Here is an 18,496-nt window from a genome sequence, read left to right as displayed (position 1 = left end):
CACTTTCTGTTGATTATGAAATCGATTTGACCCATTCTTCCACAAAATTCAACGCGGAATCCAATTTTTCGGGATCCTTTCCACCGGCCTGGGCCATATCAGGACGCCCGCCGCCGCCGCCGCCACAGCGTGTTGCGACTTCTTTGATTAATTTACCGGCATGGAATCCTTTGTCGATATAATCTTTTGTTACGCCAGCAATCAGGTTGACTTTGTCGCCCTGTGCAGAACCTAACACTATGATGACAGAGTCGAGCTTCTGTTTCAAATCATCCGCCATCGTCCGCAAGTTGTTCATATCGACACCCTGTACTTTTGCGGTTAATACATTAACTCCATTAACCTCTCTGACTTTCGAAACAAGATTAGATGCTTCAATGTTGCCGAGTTTTGCGGAAAGGCTCTCGTTTTCTTTTTGAAGCTCCTTCATTTCAGCAAGCACGCCATCAATTCTCGCAGGCAGATCTTTCGGATTGGCTTTCACTTTCGAAGCCGCTTCCTTCAAAATAGAAATCTGCTCGCTCATTGCTTGATACGCCGCTGACCCTGTAACTGCTTCAATACGTCGTGTTCCAGCCCCAATACCGCCTTCAGAGACAATTTTGAAAAGCCCGATGACAGCCGTATTCGGCACATGGCATCCGCCGCAAAGCTCAAGGCTGTAGTCTCCAACCTGGACAACCCGCACGATATTACCGTACTTTTCGCCGAACAAAGCCATTGCGCCCATCGCTTTCGCTTCATCGATATTTTTGTAATCGATATTCACGTCCAAGCTTTGCCAAATCTTTTCATTGACGATTTGTTCAATCCTATCCAATTCTTCCGGCGTAACTTGTCCGAAATGTGAAAAGTCAAAGCGGAGGCGATCCGGTTCAACAAGGGACCCGGCTTGATTGACATGTCCGCCAAGTACATCCTTTAACGCTTGATGCAGTAAATGTGTTGCCGTATGGTTTTTAATGATATAACTGCGATTTTCTACATCCACTTCCGAAATAACCGAAGCACCCTGTTTCAGCGTCCCTGATTCGATCACAACGCGATGCAGGTTTTGTCCATTCGGCGCCTTTTGCACATCCAAAACGACCGCTTTCACATCTTCGCTGACGATTGCTCCTTTATCGGCAATCTGTCCGCCGCTTTCTGCGTAAAACGGTGTTTCGCTAAGAATCACTTGTACTTCATCACCGTCGCGCGCTTCATCAACTTGTTCTCCATTTATTACGATCGCGGCTACATGGCTTTCCGCTTCTAACTGATCATAACCGGTAAATTTACTTTCTACTTTAATGTCTCCGAGAACGCCGCCCTGGATTTGCATGGAATCCACATCTTGTCTTGCTGAACGGGCGCGCACGCGTTGTGAATCCATTTCGTTTTCAAAGCCTGCATGGTCGATCGTCATGTTTTCTTCTTCGGCATATTCTTCGGTAAGCTCAACTGGGAAACCATACGTATCATACAAACGGAATACGTCCGCACCCTGGATGACGCTGCTGCCTTTTTGTTTTTCTTTCTTCATCACATCCGAAAGAATTGCAAGTCCGTCATGCAGTGTTTCATGGAAGCGCTCTTCTTCATTTTTGATAACTTTCGCAATGAATTCTGCTTTATTTTGGACTTCGGGATAAAAATCATGCATGATTTCGCCGACAACCGGCACCAGCTCAAACATGAACGGACGGTTGATATTAATTTGCTTTGCATAACGAACAGCGCGGCGCAACAGACGGCGCAACACATAGCCACGACCTTCATTGGAAGGAAGGGCGCCATCACCAACAGCAAACGCTACGGTACGGATGTGGTCGGCAATCACTTTGAAAGCCACATCTTTTTCATCATCCGTGCGGTATTTTACACCGGAAATTCCTTCTGTAGCATGAATGATTGGCATAAATAAATCGGTATCAAAATTAGTCGGAACCTCCTGCACGATAGAAGCCATCCGCTCAAGGCCCATTCCCGTATCAATATTCTTCTTCGGAAGTGGGGTATAAGAACCGTCCGGATTATGATTAAATTGAGAGAACACAAGGTTCCAAACCTCTAAGTAGCGTTCGTTTTCCCCACCCGGAAACAGTTCCGGATCTTTAGGGTCATCGCCGTAGGACGGTCCGCGATCGTAAAATATTTCCGTATTCGGTCCGCTTGGTCCTTCACCGATATCCCAAAAGTTTTCTTTGAGTCGAATAATGCGCTCCGTGGGAATTCCGATTTTCTTATTCCATAGCTCAAACGCCTCGTCATCTTCTGGATGAATCGTTACGGAAAGCTTTTCTTTTTCAAAACCGATCCATTTTTCATCGGTCAAAAATTCCCACGCCCATGTAATCGCTTCTTCTTTAAAGTATTCGCCGATTGAAAAGTTGCCGAGCATTTCAAAGAAAGTATGATGGCGGGCGGTTTTTCCGACATTTTCAATATCATTCGTGCGGATCGACTTCTGAGCATTCGTAATCCGCGGATTTTCCGGGATGACGCGACCGTCAAAATATTTCTTTAAAGTCGCCACCCCTGAATTAATCCATAGTAACGATGGATCATCGTGCGGCACTAACGGTGCACTCGGTTCAATATTATGCCCTTTTTCCTGAAAGAAATCTAAAAACATTTGGCGGATTTGGGCGCCGGTTAACTTTTTCATATCTATTTCCTCCTTCGGTTGATTACGTTTTTTGGACATAAAGAAAACTCGTCGATTGACGAGCCTTTTAAGGCAAAGACAGAGACGTAGCCTTATGTAAAACCCTCATCCCCTGACAGGGACGAGAGTTAACTCGCGGTACCACCCTGATTATGAATGCACAAAGAGCACTCATCACCTTCATTCAGCCTTAACGCGGCTAACGATAGGTATTAGCTACACTCCGGATTAGCTTTCTGCTGTTCCTCATCTGGAATTTCTTTCAGCCAGGGAAATTCCTCTCTTCCGTGCGGAGACACTCAGACGGTCTTCAGCATACTTGATCCTTCAACGATTTCAATTATTCTTATGTAATGGATTATATTCACAAGTGATTTGTTTGTCAATGTTTTGAGGAAAAGCGGTAGTGCACTGTATTATGGGCCTCGGATTACATGCCCGATCCAAGTATATGTGCTTGGCAGTTTGATTTGTGCTCGATTATTTGGATTTGCGAGCGATTAATTTAATTTGTGCTCGTTAATCCGAATTTCTGCTCGATTATTTGGATTTGCGAGCGATTAATTTAATTTGTGCTCGTTAATCCGAATTTCTGCTCGATTATTTGGATTTGTGAGCGATTAATTTAATTTGTGCTCGTTAATCCGAATTTCTGCTCGATTATTTGGATTTGTGCTCGTTTATCTGAATTTACGAGCGCTTATCCGAATTTGCGAGCGATGATCGAAATTTACGAGCGAAAATCCGAATTTACAAATTTGTGAGTCGTCTCGATTATCCGAATTTCCTCTCAATTGTCCAAATTCCCTAATCACCGCACAACCGCTTCTTTCTTCCTCGTAAAATGATTCCGGGCATGGAGGATGCATACCTTAATCACCGCAAGGACCGGTACCGCGAGGATCAACCCCATAATGCCGCCGACCTCTCCGCCGGCCAATAGCGCAAGAATGATGAACAATGGATGCATATGCAGGCTTTTGCCAACGATTAACGGCGACAGGATATTCCCCTCCAAAAACTGCAGCAAGAACACAATGCCCACTATGATAAGGACCATCTTCACGGAAATCGAAGCGGCAATAATCACCGCGGGCACGGCTCCAATGATTGGCCCGAAATAGGGAATCACATTAGTGATACCAATGATGAGGCCTAACACTAAAGGATAGTCCATTCCGACCATCCAAAACAGCAGCGCGGAAATCGTACCGATCACCGCACAGACTAGAATCTGTCCCCGGATATAACTGCCAAGCGACGCGTCAATATCATTCAAAAACGCAATGCCCTGCTTGCGCCATCGCTTAGGCGTCAAATACCAGACCATCTTCTTAATGGAATCAAAATCTTTTAAAATGTAAAACGCCAAAAATGGAATTAAAGCAATCAAGATAATAAAATCAAAAGTTTTCATCAAGTATTCCATAATGACCGTCATAAGCTGTTCAAGACGGTTTTCCATCATGGTAATCCCATCTTCCAGCCTTTCATGAACCCCGAATGGCCAGTTGGAGGTTCTTTTTTCAAAGTCCGTGATCCAGTAACGGTACTGCTCAGCAACAGCCGGAGCGCTTTCCGAAAGCTCCCGGATCTGCGAGACGATTGCCGGTATCCCTTTATAAATACCGTAACCAATCCCGCCAAAGAAAAGCAGATAAATGGTCACAATCGACAAGCCGCGATGCAACCCTTTTTCATGAAGGATTTCAACGACAGGATGCAGTAGATAGCTAATAAAGGCCGCAATAATAAAAGGGAGCAAAACGGTAAAAAGGATTTGGACGATTGGTAGCCAGATCGGCTGTAATTTCATGAATATGTAAAGGACGATAAATAACAACAGCAAAAATCCCAGTCGATAAAACCATTTCACACGGATATCCATTGAATCGCCTCCACTTTTATTGTTCGTGGGTGGCGGAGATTTCATGCAAAAATGTGGAGTTCGCTACTAAATTGGAAACCAATGATTCCAGCTACAAAACCTCGGATTCCAGCTACCTAATCAAAAAACTCGCTACATAAGCAGTCTTTTTCGCTACAAAACCAGAGGCCCGCTCTACAAAACCTAATACAAAAAAACCCTGCCAAAATGACAGAGTTTCGTTCTCATAGTTTTCACATAGTAAAGCGGCGGTCGCTTTCGTCGAACAAATCATCCAAGGAGCTTAAACTTCCATCCTCTTCGACCTGATGCGTATGAATCACTCCGTCCGAAAGTGACAATTCAATAAAACAGTTCCAGCAGTAAAATTGATTTACGCCGATTTTTCCAATATCCTTACTGCTGCAATTCGGACATATTATTTCCATTACAAGGCACCTCACTGATCATAAACAGAAATCACGATGGTATCGTTTCCAAGCTCCGGCGGCCTATTTGATTCCACCACTCGCTTGCCCTCCGTTATTTCAGAGAAAAATCCATCCGTCGTTTCATATGCTACAATCGTGCCCATTTTTTCCAGGAAATATACATCATGCAGCAGGCCCAGCTCTTCGCCGGACTCGGTCAGAAGCATTTTTCCAACGATTGCATCTGTATTGAATAAATGAGACCCAGCCGGCGACTTTGTAGAGAGTTCATCTGTGGACAGGACGATTCCCGCCGAACCGAACGAAGCCACATCACTCAATGAAAGATAAACCGTTCTTTTTAAAAATGCCTTTCGATGAACGATGATTCCAGCGACCTTTCCGGAATCGGAAATACAAATATCCGTAACATGCCCGATTGTTTCGCCATGCCGGGTATACACCCGCAATCCTTTTAACAAAGAAAATGTTCGCAAAGGAGACTTCCCGCCTTTCCCAACATTTTTAGTATCAGTTATTTAATTGGCATTCATAAGGGGAAAGGTTTCCCAAAGCAAACCGTAGATTTTTCCATTATAAGAGGTCCAGACTTGGTCAAGCAAAAGATGTCATTCACATTTTTAAAAGGAGTGAGTGATACTCATGGCACAACAAATCGATATAAACCAGTTAACTCAGGCGAAAGCGAATGTGACTCTTACCCAGACTTTACTGAAAAGTCTTCTTCAGATCCAACTATGGCGCCAATGAAATCTCATCGGCTCAAACAGCAGTTAGTCAAGTACAGAGTGCAGTCCAATCCCAACAATTTAAATAAAATGCAAAATCCCCTGCATCTATAATTATTGCAGGGGATTTATTTTTGTTCCATAAAATCATAAGGCGTTATATTTTCCATCCCAATCATCGGGTCAGTATTTAGCACCTTCCCTACATAATCCTCTTTAGGGATCTCCATAGGCGTTGCATCCGCATCAATAGGTGTCTCTTTCAGCTTTTCCAAAAGCGTCGTCTTTCGTATCTGCTCATTATTCCTCTCCACCCCGAGCCGGAGCGCATCTTCCTCACCGCATAAAATTAAAAATTCCTTACTACGCGTTATCGCCGTATAAATCAAATTTCTGCGCAGCATTCGGTAATAGCTCTTAACAATCGGGAGGATGACGATCGGAAACTCGCTTCCCTGGGCTTTATGGATGGACGTGCAATACGCATGTGTGATCTGCGACAGATCCTGCCTTGTGTATGTGACTTCGATCCCCTCAAACGAAATGATCAGTTTGTCGACATTATCGGTATTTTCCTTCGCGAATAAAATCGAGACAATTTCCCCAATATCGCCATTGAATACGCCGCTTTCCGGCTGATTAACCAATTGGAGGACTTTATCGCCAGTCCGATACGCAAGATCACCAAATTTGATTTCCCGTTTTTTATTATCGCTGTTGCTGTTGAATACTTCTTGCAGCATTCTATTCAAATTATCAATGCCCGCCGGCCCTTTGTACATCGGTGCCAGCACCTGGATATCCCTGGCGGTAAACCCTTTAGTGCGGGCATTCAAGACAACCTTTTCAATAACCTCGGCAATTTGAGCCGTATTACACTTAATAAGAGAACGATCTGCCTGTTGTTTTCCAATGTCTTGCGGCAGAGTGCCCCGTTTGATTTCGTGCGCCAATTCGATAATCGACGAACCTTTCGCCTGCCGATAAATTTGCTCAAGGGCAACAGAAGGTATACTTCCGGAAGCAAGCAAATCCTTTAACACCTGTCCCGGACCGACCGATGGAAGCTGATCCTCATCCCCGACCAAAATAACCTGAACATGTTCAGGAAGTGCCTTGAACAATTGGTGCGCCAGCCACGTATCCACCATCGAAACCTCATCAATGATGACGATTCGGCCGTTGATCGGATTGTCCTCATCATGCGAGAATCCTCCGCTTCCATTCCAGCCAAGCAGCCGGTGAATCGTGACCGCGGGCAATCCCGTCGATTCAGTCATCCGCTTCGCCGCACGCCCGGTAGGTGCTGCTAAAATAAACGGGAACGGATCATCCTCATTTTTATAGTCGTTAATATCCATCGACACGCCATGCAACTCACTGTATAACTCTACGATCCCCTTAATGACCGTCGTTTTCCCGGTGCCCGGTCCTCCGGTCAGGATCAGCATCGGCGACCCGAGGGCGGTCTGTATCGCTTCCTTTTGGGCAGGGGCGTATTCGACATCAAGCCGCTCTTCCAGCTCGCCTAAGGCCAGCAAAAACTCCGATTCAGGAAATTGATCTTCGTACTCTGTTTGGGAGAGAATCCGATTGATATTGGTGACGATCCCTTTTTCAGAAAAATAAAGCGAAGGCAGGTACATTCTTTTTTCTTCAACGATGATTTTTCCTTCTTCGCCAAGCTTGATGACTTCCTCGGAAACCTCGCTAAATTCAATGCTGTCGCGCTTATTCTCTTCAAGCAGTTTTTTTACACTATCCAAAAGCTGAGCGGCCTCAAGAAAAACATTCCCCTCTTGAAGGCATTGCGATTCCAATGTATACAGACATGCGGCCTTGATGCGTTCCGGATGGCTTCCGCTTATGCCGAGCTGATACCCGAGCTCGTCGGCGCGGCCAAATCCGACCCCTTCAATGTCCTCGACCAATTTATATGGATTCGTCTGGATCATCGTAATCGTATCCTGTTTGTAAACCTGATAAATCTTCATCGACAGCTGAGGCCCAAAGCCGTATTGGTTGAGCGCAATCATCGCCTGTTCAAGACCCTGATGTTCAATCAGCGTGTCGTACAAGCTCTTTGCCTTTTCCGGTGAAAGCTTCGGGATGCTATCCAAAAGTGAAGGCTGCTCAAGAATCTTCGAAATCGCATTCTCACCAAGCGCTGCCACAATGCCCTCCGCCGTTTTCTTACCGATTCCCTTAAAAAGTTCACTCGAAAGATAAGCAACGATCCCGTCCTTCGACTGCGGCATATCCTTACGGAAGTGGTCGACATGGAATTGCAGCCCGAAACGGGGATGATCCTTCAGCTGCCCGTAAAAAAAATACGTCTCATCTTCATGGATGCGAGGGAAGTAGCCTGTGACAACAGCTTCCTTTTCGTCATATTTGATATTGGTCTCATCGACGCGAATACGCACGACCGAGTACAAATTTTCCTCATTATGAAAAATCGTGACCAAATGCCGGCCCTTCATAAAAGATTTCTCTTCCGAAAACAAGTCCATGGAATCCTGTTGGCTCAAGCTGCTTCCTCCTCCCAATCAGTAATCGATTAATTTCCCTCCGCTAGCATACTCTCCATCAAACTCTTCCCATTTGCAGCAAGCATATGGTCCGGTTGAGCCTCCAAAGCTTTCTCGAAAAACGTTAACGCCGCTTGCGGATCCTCATGATGCCCCGCATAGGCGACACCAAGGTTATAGTAAGCATCCGAATGACCCGGATCCTTCTCCACGACAATCATTAGCTGGTTGATCAATTCATCGTACAATTCAGCTTGGGCAAGGCAAAGCGCATACTGGAATCTGGCATCAATGTCGTCCGGATTCAATTCAACGCTTCTCTGCAAATAAGGCATCGCAAGCTTCGCCTGGTCCAACTGCAACAGACTCATGCCAAGCATGAAGTACGCATCACTATTTTCAAGACCAAAGCGGACCGCTTTTTCGAACATATCCTTGGCCTCAATTAACTTTTCAGCATCAAAATAAAGATTTCCCAGCGAATAATAGGCGGCAGCCGCTTTTTCATCCAGCTCAATGGCTTTTTTGTAAAAAATAATCGCTCGGTCCAGCTCGCCAATTGCAGTCAATACATTGCCAAAATTGATGTATGCTACTGGTTCGCCGGGATTTTCCTCGATTGCCTCAGTGAATACTTTAACCGCTTCCTCGTATTTACCTTCCTGCATATATTGAATACCCTGTTGGTTTTTATCCATCGTCGTTCACGCTCCAATTTTTCTACTAAAAAGTATACCATAATGATTAAAAAATCCTCAGCCATTATAGCTGAGGACTTAATGTTAACCTACATAAGTAAGTTGTTTGCTGTCTTTGAACACTTCATCAATCGTACCGCCGCCGAGGCATACTTCGCCGTCATAAAATACAACAGCCTGGCCCGGTGTGACCGCGCGGATCGGTTCGTCAAAAATCACTTCAGCCGTTCCGCCTTCTTTTACTTTAACCGTAACTTTATTATCAGCCTGACGGTAACGGAACTTCGCCGTACACGTAAACTCAGTTCCCGGCGCATGACCTGCAACCCAGCTAACGTTCACGGCACTGATTGAACTTGAATATAGCTTTTCATTATCAAAGCTTTGTCCGACATAGAGAATATTTTTCTTCAAATCTTTGCCGACGACAAACCATGGATCACCGCTGCCGCCGATACCGAGGCCGTGACGCTGGCCGATCGTGTGGTACATTAAGCCATCATGCTTGCCCATTACCTCGCCGTCCAACGTTTCCATGTTCCCAGGCTGTGCAGGCAGGTAATTGCTCAAGAACTCTTTGAAATTTCTTTCACCGATAAAACAAATACCAGTAGAGTCCTTTTTTGTAGCCGTAGCAAGTCCAGCTTCCTTAGCAATTTCACGAACCACTTTTTTATCAATTCCGCCAAGTGGAAACATAACCATCTTCAACTGGTCTTGCGTGAGCTGATTCAGGAAATACGTTTGGTCTTTATTTTCATCGATTCCGCGAAGCATCTTGTAATCGCCGTCCCGATATTCCACTTGCGCATAGTGCCCGGTCGCCAAATAATCGGCACCAAGGCTGACCGCATGCTCAAGGAAGGCCTTAAACTTAATTTCCTTATTACACATTACATCCGGATTAGGCGTTCTGCCTGCTTTGTATTCGTCCAAAAAGTAGGTAAACACCTTGTCCCAATATTGCTTTTCAAAGTTAACAGCATAGTATGGAATGCCGATTTGATTGCATACTGCGATTACATCATTGTAATCTTCCGTTGCGGTACAAACACCGAATTCATTAGTATCGTCCCAGTTTTTCATGAAGATCCCCACGACATCATAGCCCTGGTTCTTCAGCAGAAGGGCTGCAACGGAAGAATCTACTCCACCCGACATGCCGACAACAACGCGGGTGTCTTTTGGTGCTTTATTCATGGCTAACCCCTCCATTTAATTATTTTACAAGTCTGTTTACGATTTTAACCGTTTCTTCGCCTGCATGTCTTATTTCCTGCTCAGTATTATGCAATCCAAAGCTGAACCGGATTGAATTTTTCGTCCGTTCGGAATCCTTGCCAAACATCGCCACAAGCACATGCGACGGATCAATCGACCCAGCTGTGCATGCGGAACCGCTTGAAACAGAAATCCCCGCTAAATCTAAATTCACAAGCATTGCCTCCACATTCGTCCCCGGAAAACTAACGTTCATCACGTGAGGAAGCGAAGATTCTATCGCTCCATTCACTTCAAATGCGATGTTTCCTTCTTCAAAAATGGAAAGGAGAAGACGCTTGAAGCCGCGGAACTGTTCCGATTTTTCATCCATTGCGTTCTGCGCGATTTTTACCGCTTCGGCAAATCCGGCAATCGCCGGGACGCTTTCCGTGCCCGCCCTGCGTTTGCGCTCCTGCTCCCCGCCATGAAGATGCGGCTGATGCTTGATTCCTTCTTTTATATACAAAAAGCCAATTCCTTTTGGCCCGTTTATTTTATGTGCTGAGACTGATAAAAGATCAATTCCGAGATCTTTGACATCAATCGGGACCAAGCCGTAAACCTGTACGGCATCCGTATGGAAAAAAGCCTGGTGGCCAGAGAGGATGCTGCTAATTTCCCCAATCGGTTGGATTGTACCGACTTCATTATTGCCGAATATGACGGAAACAAGGATGGTATCATCCCTAAGCGCAGCCTTTAAGTCATCAAGAGAAATAAGCCCTTGCTCATCTACCGGCAAATAGGTTACTTCAAATCCAGATTTCTCAAGAAATTTTGCGGTGTGAAGAATGGCATGATGTTCGACCAGGGTAGTGATGATGTGCTTGCCTCTCTCCTGATACGCGTTAGCTATCCCGATAAGCGCCGTGTTATCAGCTTCCGTTCCGCCGCTCGTAAAAATGATTTCATTGCGTATGGCGTTAATGCTTTTGGCAATCGTTTCCCTGGATTCATCGAGAATATGTCGGGCTTCGCGCCCAAATGAGTGAATGCTGGATGGGTTGCCGAAATTCTGCTGCATCACATCCATCATTTTTTCAATGACCTGCGGATGCATGGGCGATGTCGCGGCATGATCCAAATATATACGTTCCACTATTTCGCCTCCATGTAAGGTAACTCACTAAATATAAAACATATAAGAGTCTTGGTCGCCGGTATCTTTGTAATTGGCGAGATCCTCTAACGTCGTATTGTCGAGAACTTCCTTAACAGCATCACGGATTCTGATCCATAACTGGCGCTTGACAGGCTCTTCATCCTCAATCCCTTCAACCGGCGAAATCGGACCTTCAAGTACGCGGATAATATCCCCCGATGTAATGCTCTCAGCATCCTTCGCCAGCACATATCCACCGTACGCCCCGCGAATACTCTTCACGAGTCCAGCATTACGTAACGGCGCGATCAACTGCTCCAAGTAATGCTCGGATAAATCATGCGCCTGGGCAATTGTCTTTAATGACGTCGGCCCTTCCCCATGATGTTTGGCAAGCTCGATCATAATCGTCAACCCATAACGTCCCTTAGTCGAAATCTTCATTATTATTACACCTCAAATTTCCTGCTTTATTCCTGGAAAAATCTATATGTTACCTTTCATTCATCTCTAGGCTGAAAAAATAAGATTGTCACCATTAGGCTTTTGAAATTATAGCATACAATGCCTGGGAATGCATATTCGGCATCTTCAAGCTGTCTTTGCTGTCGAATCCTCGCTTTTTTGGGAAAAATGGTATACTTTTATTATAACATGAAGCCTTTTACGGTGCGTTTGTGAGTTACGGTCCGTTAGATATTGAAGTTGCGGGCTTGGACGACTGGTGAAAAATCAGTTTCTGCTTGAGAAATTGGATTTGTGCTCGATTATTTGGATTTGTGCTCGATTATCTGGATTTGTGCTCGATTATTTGGATTTGTGCTCTATTATTTGGATTTGTGCTCGATTATCCGGATTTGTGCTCGATTATCTGAATTTGTGCTCGATTATTTGGATTTGTGCTCGATTATCCGGATTTGTGCTCGATTATCTGAATTTGTGCTCGATTATTTGGATTTGTGCTCGATTATTTGGATTTGTGCTCGATTATTTGGATTTGTGCTCGATTATTTGGATTTGTGCTCGATTATCTGGATTTGTGCTCGATTATTTGGATTTGTGCTCGATTATCTGGATTTGTGCTCGATTATCTGAATTTACGAGCGGCTATTCAAATTTGCGAGCGATTATCTGAATTTACGAGCGGCTATTCAAATTTACGAGCGATTATCCGAATTTACGAGCGACTATTCAAATTTGCGAGCGATTATCCGAATTTACGAGCGGCTATTCAAATTTGCGAGCGATTATCTGAATTTACGAGCGGCTATTCAAATTTACGAGCGATTATCCGAATTTACGAGCGGCTATTCAAATTTGCGAGCGATTATCTGAATTTACGAGCGACTATTCAAATTTACGAGCGATTGCTAACTCATGTGCTCGTACCTTAATTTAAGATAGATTATCAAACCTTTGGAGAGATGTTTCATGACGATTAAACCGCTAGCTTTCCGGATGCGGCCGCGTTCCATTGAGGAAATCATCGGCCAGGAGCATCTGGTAGGCGAAGGGAAAATTATATACAGAATGGTAAAAGCCAAGCAGCTCTCTTCCATGATTTTATACGGCCCGCCCGGAATTGGAAAAACTTCGATCGCAAGTGCGATTGCCGGCAGCACGCAATTTGCGTTTCGAACGCTGAACGCTGTTACCAATAATAAAAAAGATTTGGAAATTGTCGCCCAGGAAGCAAAAATGTCTGGCAAGGTCATCCTGCTTCTCGATGAAGTCCACCGTCTTGATAAGGCAAAACAGGATTTTTTGCTGCCATATCTTGAGAACGGAATGATCACGTTAATCGGTGCGACGACAAGCAACCCGTATCATGCGATTAACCCCGCCATTAGGAGTCGGACGCAGATATTTGAACTGAAGCCACTGGAACCGGAAGATATGGCTAAGGCAGTGGAAAGAGCCCTTCATGACGAAGAGCGTGGTCTCGGCAAATATAAAACAAAGGTATCCGATGAAGCGATGCAGCATTTCGCATCGGCGGCTAACGGAGATGTCAGAAGTGCCTTGAACGCTTTGGAGCTGGCCGTCATTTCGACAGAGCCGGATAAGGAAGGCTATATAGTAGTAGATTTGAAATCAGCCGAAGAATGCATGCAAAAAAAGAGCTTTTCCCACGACAAAGACGGCGACGCTCATTATGACGTCCTTTCCGCTTTCCAAAAATCGATCCGCGGCAGCGACGTAAATGCGGCGCTCCACTATCTTGGCAGATTGATAGAGGCCGGAGATCTTGTCAGCATCGCCCGCAGATTAGTCGTGATTGCTTATGAAGATATCAGCCTCGCGAACCCACAGGCCGGGCCGCGGGCACTTGCAGCAGTGGAAGCGGCAGAGCGTCTCGGCTTCCCTGAAGCAAGGATTCCGCTCGCAAACTCTGTCGTTGAACTTTGCTTATCGCCAAAATCCAACTCGGCCATTCAAGCCATTGACGCGGCTCTCGCCGACATTCGTAGCGGCAACAGTGGCGATGTGCCCGATCACTTAAAGGATGCCCATTATAAAGGCGCCAAAGACCTTGGCCGCGGCCTCGATTATCTCTACCCGCATGACTATGAAAACGGCTGGGTGAAGCAACAGTACCTTCCAAACAAAATAAAGAACAAGAAATATTATGCACCAAAAAAGACCGGGAAATTTGAACAGGCTTTGGCGAGTGTGTATGAAAAAATAGAAAGCTCAGAGTCTAAGAAATAGGCTCTGAGCCTTCTATTTTTTCATTTTTATTATATAGTCAAGGTTATTTCCTTTTCAGACGGGATATCAACGAATTGGCCGTTCTGTACTTGATGGAGCTTAATTTTATCTATGGTATTGGGATTCCCCTTTGGGCAGATATGGTAAGCATATTTCTTTTGTAAGACATACCTACCTTTATAATTCTTACTTGTCCCTAAAAAAGCGACTCCTTTTGAGCTTTCCACATAGCTAACGATAGTGTCGAGGATGAATTGGTATTCCTTTTGGTCAGCAATTGATTTTGGGATGCCGCCTGTCGCCATTAATACATGGTCCGATCCTTCAATTGCCTGTTTAATCCCATATAAATTAGCAAACAATTCTTTGAAATAAACACTTTCAGATATCCCTTTCACTTTAAATAAAACATCATTTAGCCCAGCCGATTTAGATTCATAGAACGGATAAACATTGACAATGCTAAACTGGCCAACTTTTAAATGTGATAAATCGTTATAAGTCATACTTGCACATTTATTAATAGTTTTATCAGAGTTATGGTGATTAGCCTTACTTGGATTCATCATGATGTAGAGAAATTTATTATTGTAGTTATTTTTTAATTTGGCACTTAAAAGTTTTCTTGAAGAAATCTGGTCGTTTACACTTTCTATGATGCACTCAGTTGGCGTTTCAACATAGTCAGGATATAAAACAGGCAAAAATCCTCACTCCTTTAATAATGAATGGATCATTGTTTTAAGGCCCGTAATTCATGTAAAAGAGCTTGAAAATCAGCATCTTGTAAAATCATTTCTCTTGCTTGTGTTGGAATTTGAACATATGTCTCATTTAGGACATCATATAAGGTTTCTTCTTCTGAGGAGAATAATAGAGGATATAAATAAAAATCTTTGATATTGGCTGTTACCAAAATGGCATCATTCAAATAGGCAGATACTAAAATGCGTGCATCGGAAGTTTGAAGATAGTCTGTTTTTACCTCACTTAGAGATTGGTATCTGTAAAATATATTCTTGTAACTTGAGTTAATTCATTGTTTTCCATCCCTATTCCTCGGATTTTTCAGACTCGTCTTCGTCCCAAAGCTGAACAGCTAGTTTGGCAACCTGTTGAGAATTCGAGAACAATTCATTTCTTTTTTGTATGAAATCCAACCAATTAGGATAGGTTCTAAATCGTGACGATTCAATATGCCAAGTTCCGTTTCCTCCGCCTGGTTGATAGGCAGCGTACTTCCTATTTGCACAGTGCCGTCTCACAATTTGTGGTGTCAAACCCGTAAGCATTGATACTTCTTTGACAGACAGATATTGGGGAACTTCATCGACAATATCCTTCTTAAAGATATCTTCAATCGCTGCAATTTCTTCTGCTGATAGTTCTTCCAGCACTGACTTTTCTCTCGCAATTTCTTCTTCAAGCTTTCGAATTTTCACATATTTCTTTGCGCGATCGGTAGGAATCGAACGTTCCTCTGTTTCACTGAGTTTTACTTTATTAAGAATTTCACCCATATTTATCAACCTCCTCACCTCCATTTTATTAAATACATTCTCGAAAAGGAAACAATCGAAACTATGGAAATTTTTTATTATATATATTAACCGGAAATAAAAATATTCATTCGAAAATAAAAATGGCTCAGAGTCTAAGAAATAGGCTCTCAGCTTTTCTGTAAATATTTATATCCAATTAGAAATCCCTGGTCATCCAAAAGACGCGCATATTATTATAATAGAAACAAGTCTATTATTCTTCGCATTCCATATCTTGCCCATTTCCCTTGCATACAAGTCTACCGCTCTTATTATTAAAAAGCAGGATGACAGAATATTCTCCACCCTTAAATTCATATTCGGTACCCTTCTTACCTTTGTATTTGTTTAATTCTTTTCCCCCCACCATGTCCTTTACTTCATCATAGCTCCACCCAAACTCTAACTTTTCGTATTCCCCAATACTGATGGTTGCTGTGGGTTCAGGTTTTCCACAAGCAGATAATAGAGTAACTACTATCAAAACCAGCGGCAATGCTCTATATTTTTTCATCAAACCCCTCCTTCTTCAAACACTTCTTCACCAAACAATGCTATTCGTGTATCGCCATTCTCTTTTTTATAAATGATTCAGTGAAGCGTTACGGTGCGGCAGATTCTAGGGGTTCCCCAATCTCGTTTTTTAATGGGATTTTCGTTTTTCCCCAACAGAGCCTCCGTTCTATCTTACTAAAAATTAGTGTAAGACACCTTCAGGAAATAAAAAAGGCCCATACCAAAATGAACTGGTGATGTGCCTATATTAAGAACGGAGCCTTTCTGAAATAACACCTACAACCACTTAATCCTCCGAAGCCGGTTATTCCACATCTTAAAAAAATAATTGCCGTAATCGTGGCTTTTGAATATCTTGATCCCCAAAAATTTCAATGGCGTCCATATTTCCCGCATGCTATACAGTGGCATAAACAAATCCCCCATTTTTTCTCTATTTAAATACTATCGTAATAGCGTAGTGGGGGGGTTGTCCAGATAATCTCATATACAAAAACCGGGCAGATTCTACGCGAAATTCGTATATTCAACAAAACTCCCTATCCGAAATAATCGAATAGGGAGCATGGGTGTATATTATGCTGTTATATCTCTCTTCACAAATGCCAGGAACGAGATGGCATGGAAGATGATGAAGTACACGAGCAGCGTAACCAATGAAAACGCAAGCGTCATCCCTTCTACCACTGGAACGGTTTCAAAGTATTGGTTTAGGTCGATATTGGCAAATAAAAGATATTTGGCCCAATCGAACTTTATGGCAAGCAGGGATGTTACCGTTCCTCCCATTAATAATAGGAAGATGGATATCCCAATCGCTAGTGAGCTGTTTCGGAAGGCAGCAGATATCATGAATGCCATCGTCGAAAACATCAGAAGACCAACGGACTCTAATAAATAACTGACGATTAAGTGAACAACATGGCCTTTTTCGACGATTTCGCCATCTACGTAAGCCAGATAAGGAGTAGGATCTCCCATTCCAAAGAAAATCGCGCCTGAAATAAAGCTTAATACAAATAACACGGAAAGCATTAGCAATGAAAAGAGCAACACGACTACATATTTGCTCAAGAGGATTTTCACTCTGCTGATGGGCCTGATTAATAATAACTTAATCGTCCCCCAGCTAAATTCGCTGGCAACCATGCCGGCAGCGATAATAATCGCGAAGAGTGCAACAAGATCTACCATCGGAAGCATATCCGTCATATACGCCCAAACCGAATAGTCCTGAGTCGGAGCCATATCATGTTCGATGCGATATTCATTTTGAGCGATTTGTCTCTCGATATATCCTTTGTTTTGATCGCCAGGCACTGCTTCTACATCCGCTTTCAAAGCATTGTTTTCATCTTGGAGCTCAGTCTTCCAGTTACTGTTGTCAGGCTGATCGGTATTGGAAGTAAAAATAATGATCGAAGACGCCAATACTCCCAATGCTATGATCGCAAACATAATATAGGTGGCTTTTCTTTTGAAAATCTTTACCCATTCATTAATGATCAATCCCATTATGCGACGCCTCCTTTATCACCGGTGATCTCGAGGAATTTATCTTCGAGTGATTTATTAACCTGGGAAACTTCATAAATATCAATCTCGTTTTCTACCAGTTGGGCAACCATTTTCGGAATGTCAGCCTTCGAGCCATTCAGTTGGATGTTTTGTTTTGTAATCACTAAGTCCGCCTCTGCAAAGGAACCCTTCAGAACGTCAAAGGCTTTTTGAAGCGGAATTGCGTTAATCAAGTATGATTGCTTTTCTTCCTTCATGATTTCCCTCACGTTCTGGACGTCGATCATTTTTCCGTTTTGGATGATGCCGATTCGATCGCACATCATTTCCATTTCAGAAAGCAGGTGACTTGAGACGATTACCGCCATATTCTCTTCACGGGCGAGCTTCTTCAAATAATCACGGATCTCGCGAATTCCCGCTGGATCCAGTCCATTTGTAGGTTCATCCAGAATTAGAACCTTCGGACGGTGAAGCAGTGCCTGCGCAAGCCCGAGACGCTGACGCATACCGAGCGAATACGTTTTTACTTTCTCCTTAATTCTCTGCGTCAATCCCACTAACTCGACGACCTCAGCGATTCTTTCCTTCGAAACGCCACCGGTCATCCGTGCATAATGTTTTAGATTGTCATAGCCGGACATGAACTTATACATTTCCGGGTTCTCGACGATCGCGCCAACATGCTGTACCGCACCTTCGAAATTCGTCTTCACGCTTTGTCCATTGATATGGATATCGCCGGAAGTGATCTTCATTAACCCGACAAGCATACGGATCGTTGTTGTTTTACCGGCCCCGTTCGGCCCCAGGAATCCAAAGATTTCCCCTGCGTAAACATCAAAGCTGATGCCATCAATAATCGTTTTGTTTTTGATTTTTTTCGTTACGTTTGACAATGAAACAACTGTTTCCAAC

The 18,496-nt window shown here is 43.7% G+C and carries 16 protein-coding genes; 1 reads left to right on the top strand and 15 read right to left on the bottom strand.

All coding sequences use genetic code 11. The features are described from left to right. Positions 1 to 13: 13 nt before the first annotated feature. From alaS to LQ216_RS13945, 9 genes are all read right to left on the bottom strand, one after another. Positions 14 to 2,650: an alanine--tRNA ligase gene (gene alaS / locus LQ216_RS13985; protein WP_230130089.1), complete on the bottom strand. Its 2,637-nt coding sequence runs from the start codon at positions 2,648 to 2,650 to the stop codon at positions 14 to 16. A gap of 811 nt (positions 2,651 to 3,461) precedes the next feature. Beyond that, entirely contained in the window at positions 3,462 to 4,538 is a 1,077-nt protein-coding gene (locus tag LQ216_RS13980; protein ID WP_230130088.1) for an AI-2E family transporter, read from the bottom strand. Positions 4,539 to 4,771: 233 nt separating this feature from the next. Beyond that, positions 4,772 to 4,966: a DUF2797 domain-containing protein gene (locus tag LQ216_RS13975; RefSeq protein ID WP_230130087.1), complete on the bottom strand. Its 195-nt coding sequence runs from the start codon at positions 4,964 to 4,966 to the stop codon at positions 4,772 to 4,774. Positions 4,967 to 4,977: 11 nt separating this feature from the next. Continuing rightward, the gene (locus LQ216_RS13970) at positions 4,978 to 5,445 is read right to left on the bottom strand and encodes a PRC-barrel domain-containing protein (protein WP_230130086.1); all 468 of its coding nucleotides are present in this window, start codon (positions 5,443 to 5,445) and stop codon (positions 4,978 to 4,980) included. Positions 5,446 to 5,825: 380 nt separating this feature from the next. Continuing rightward, complete coding sequence (locus tag LQ216_RS13965) at positions 5,826 to 8,228, bottom strand: ATP-dependent RecD-like DNA helicase (RefSeq protein ID WP_230130085.1); 2,403 nt, start codon at positions 8,226 to 8,228, stop codon at positions 5,826 to 5,828. Positions 8,229 to 8,257: 29 nt separating this feature from the next. After that, positions 8,258 to 8,926: a tetratricopeptide repeat protein gene (locus LQ216_RS13960; protein ID WP_230130084.1), complete on the bottom strand. Its 669-nt coding sequence runs from the start codon at positions 8,924 to 8,926 to the stop codon at positions 8,258 to 8,260. An 84-nt stretch (positions 8,927 to 9,010) separates the two neighbouring features. Beyond that, on the bottom strand, positions 9,011 to 10,126 hold the full coding sequence (gene mnmA / locus LQ216_RS13955) for a tRNA 2-thiouridine(34) synthase MnmA (protein WP_230130083.1): 1,116 nt from the start codon (positions 10,124 to 10,126) through the stop codon (positions 9,011 to 9,013). Between the two features lie 19 nt (positions 10,127 to 10,145). Further along, a complete protein-coding gene (locus LQ216_RS13950; protein WP_230130082.1) occupies positions 10,146 to 11,288 on the bottom strand; it encodes a cysteine desulfurase family protein in 1,143 nt (380 codons plus the stop codon). A 27-nt stretch (positions 11,289 to 11,315) separates the two neighbouring features. Further along, positions 11,316 to 11,735, bottom strand: coding sequence for an Rrf2 family transcriptional regulator (locus LQ216_RS13945; protein WP_230130081.1), 420 nt, complete (start codon positions 11,733 to 11,735; stop codon positions 11,316 to 11,318). Between the two features lie 993 nt (positions 11,736 to 12,728). Between LQ216_RS13945 and LQ216_RS13940 the strand changes: the two genes are divergently transcribed. Continuing rightward, complete coding sequence (locus LQ216_RS13940; protein WP_230130122.1) at positions 12,729 to 14,003, top strand: replication-associated recombination protein A; 1,275 nt, start codon at positions 12,729 to 12,731, stop codon at positions 14,001 to 14,003. A gap of 29 nt (positions 14,004 to 14,032) precedes the next feature. On the opposite strand, the gene LQ216_RS13935 is transcribed toward LQ216_RS13940, so the two are convergent. From LQ216_RS13935 to LQ216_RS13910, 6 genes are all read right to left on the bottom strand, one after another. Beyond that, positions 14,033 to 14,707: a DUF1643 domain-containing protein gene (locus LQ216_RS13935; RefSeq protein WP_230130080.1), complete on the bottom strand. Its 675-nt coding sequence runs from the start codon at positions 14,705 to 14,707 to the stop codon at positions 14,033 to 14,035. Between the two features lie 29 nt (positions 14,708 to 14,736). Then, on the bottom strand, positions 14,737 to 14,919 hold the full coding sequence (locus LQ216_RS13930; RefSeq protein WP_230130079.1) for a hypothetical protein: 183 nt from the start codon (positions 14,917 to 14,919) through the stop codon (positions 14,737 to 14,739). A gap of 136 nt (positions 14,920 to 15,055) precedes the next feature. Further along, the gene (locus tag LQ216_RS13925) at positions 15,056 to 15,523 is read right to left on the bottom strand and encodes a hypothetical protein (protein WP_230130078.1); all 468 of its coding nucleotides are present in this window, start codon (positions 15,521 to 15,523) and stop codon (positions 15,056 to 15,058) included. Positions 15,524 to 15,758: 235 nt separating this feature from the next. Next, the gene (locus LQ216_RS13920) at positions 15,759 to 16,058 is read right to left on the bottom strand and encodes a hypothetical protein (protein ID WP_230130077.1); all 300 of its coding nucleotides are present in this window, start codon (positions 16,056 to 16,058) and stop codon (positions 15,759 to 15,761) included. A 578-nt stretch (positions 16,059 to 16,636) separates the two neighbouring features. Beyond that, a complete protein-coding gene (locus tag LQ216_RS13915; protein WP_230130121.1) occupies positions 16,637 to 17,578 on the bottom strand; it encodes an ABC transporter permease in 942 nt (313 codons plus the stop codon). After that, positions 17,575 to 18,495: an ABC transporter ATP-binding protein gene (locus tag LQ216_RS13910; RefSeq protein ID WP_230130120.1), complete on the bottom strand. Its 921-nt coding sequence runs from the start codon at positions 18,493 to 18,495 to the stop codon at positions 17,575 to 17,577. Before LQ216_RS13910 ends, LQ216_RS13915 begins: the two co-directional genes overlap by 4 nt. Between the last annotated feature and the right edge of the window lies 1 nt (position 18,496).

The sequence above is a fragment of the Bacillus sp. CECT 9360 genome (assembly GCF_918741275.1).
In the GTDB taxonomy this organism is placed as follows: domain Bacteria; phylum Bacillota; class Bacilli; order Bacillales; family DSM-1321; genus Peribacillus.
Note: the sequence above shows the minus strand (reverse complement) of the source record. Positions and strands in the feature narration are given on the sequence as shown.